Genomic DNA, 1,666 nt, shown 5'->3' with positions numbered 1-1,666 from the left:
GGTCGGGGGTCGGGACGGACGTCGAAGGCTCCGGGGAGGCCTCCGGTTCGGGGCGGTCCGGCTCGGGCTCGGCGGGGGCCACCCGTTCCTCCCGCTCGTGCGGCGGCGCGGGCTCCTCCTGGGGTGGCGGTTCCGGCGGTGGTGGTGCCGGGGGCCGCGGCTCGGGCGGTACCGGCGGAGGCGGAGGCGCAGGCTGGGGGCACGACGGAGCCTGACCCGTGTGGACGACCACGCGGACACCGTTGGCGCACACCAGGACATGGGACCCGGGCCGGACGTCGACGTGGGCGCCTGGGGTGTCCACCTGGGTGCCCGTGGGGCCGACGTCCACCTGGGAGGTGCCGTCGTCGACACGCACCCCTGACGGGCCGACATGTACGGAGGGGGCGGACTGTTCGGCGAAGGCCGGAGCGGGTCCGCAGGCGAGTACGCCTGCGCCCGCCACCAGGGTGAGGAGCGCCCAGGTCCGCCGGTGGGTGCCGGGGGCCCTGCGCCGTGCGTGCCGGTGCCGGGGAGGTGACGGGGGTGGGGGCGGTGAGAGGTTTCGTGACCGCCCGTGGTGTGGTCTGTTCACACGGTGATGCTACGGGGTGGGGCGGTTCCCCAGGGTGGATTCGGGGCGCCGCCCGGGGCGCACGCCACGCTAGCGGCAGCTGATGTACTTGTTGACGAAGGTCTTGTTCTGCTCGTCGACCTGCATGCGGCCCTGGACGTTGCCGACGGGGGAGAGGTTGGCGGTGAAGCTGCGGGTCTGCCCCGCGTTGATGTTCAGGGAGGGGCCGTTGCGGGTGAGACTGCCCAGCTGCGCGACGGAGAACCTGATGGTCAGCCTCGTGCCGGTGGTCTTCTTGTAGGTGACCGTCGCGCTGTTGCAGCCGGTGGTGCGCGTGGTCAGTGTGCCGTGCGTGATGGGGAGCGACTCGGTGGCGCGGGCCCCGACGCGGTCAGGGTCCTCGACCGCCGGAGCGTACTCGGGGTTCTCCTCCAGGAAGGCGTCCAGGCTCTCCACGTCCTCACCGACCTCGAAGACCCCCTCGTCGGTGATGATGACCTCCTGGCTCTCCGTGTGGACCTGTCCCATCTCGGCGCTGGCGGTGCCGGGAATGAGCAGGACAGTGGCCGTGACCAGGGCGGACAGCGCGGTGAGACGGGACGTGTGCTTCTGACGGGGGGAAGCGTGGGGCACTTTGTCCTCCGGTGGTGGGTTCACGCAGGGGCGATGTGAACCTACCAACGGTCCATTCGGCGAACCAAGGCCTTTCGGCCCGGGACTATCCGTATGTGGTTGTTGTTTGCTGTGGGTTTTATGGGCTGGGGGTGGGTGGGTCTACGGGTTGTGGTTGTTGTAGCGGGAGCCGTCTACGGTTGTGGTTGTTGTTTGCTGTGGGTTCTACGGGCTGTGGTTGCTGTAGCGGGGAGCCCTCTGCGGTTGTGGTTGGTGTAGCGCGGACTTTCTACGGCCAACCCGCTTTTCCCATCAGCTGAAGGCGGTCGGGTGCCGGTTACTGCGTACCCCTTGGGGTCACTCTTTCCAATCAGGGCGGCGTTGGTGGATGGTGCTGTGCCCGCACCGCACTTGGCGGATGAGCAGACCGGTGCACGACTGGCAGTTCAGGGCCAAGTACGGCGACGGGCCACCCCCCAGGACTACTGACGTGTTCTAGAG

General features: G+C 69.0%; 3 protein-coding genes. 2 read left to right on the top strand and 1 reads right to left on the bottom strand.

The window, feature by feature from the left end:
* Together ADX84_RS26915 and ADX84_RS26185 are read left to right on the top strand one after the other, a co-directional pair.
* On the top strand, window positions 1-215 hold a 215-nt coding region (locus ADX84_RS26915; protein WP_234004224.1), incomplete at its 5' end, for a hypothetical protein.
* A 5-nt stretch (window positions 216-220) separates the two neighbouring features.
* Window positions 221-364 carry a hypothetical protein gene (locus ADX84_RS26185; protein ID WP_156208181.1) on the top strand — a complete coding sequence of 48 codons (144 nt, stop codon included), beginning with the start codon at window positions 221-223 and terminating at the stop codon, window positions 362-364.
* A gap of 279 nt (window positions 365-643) precedes the next feature.
* Here the strand turns inward: ADX84_RS26185 and ADX84_RS25065 are convergent, their stop codons facing one another.
* Entirely contained in the window at window positions 644-1,186 is a 543-nt protein-coding gene (locus ADX84_RS25065; RefSeq protein WP_082206783.1) for a hypothetical protein, read from the bottom strand.
* Window positions 1,187-1,666 lie beyond the last annotated feature (480 nt).

Source organism: Nocardiopsis sp. SBT366, assembly GCF_001083815.1.
Classification (GTDB): Bacteria; Actinomycetota; Actinomycetes; order Streptosporangiales; family Streptosporangiaceae; genus Nocardiopsis; species Nocardiopsis prasina.
The sequence above is the reverse complement of the archived record's forward strand: the minus strand, read 5'-3'. Positions and strand labels throughout refer to the sequence as shown.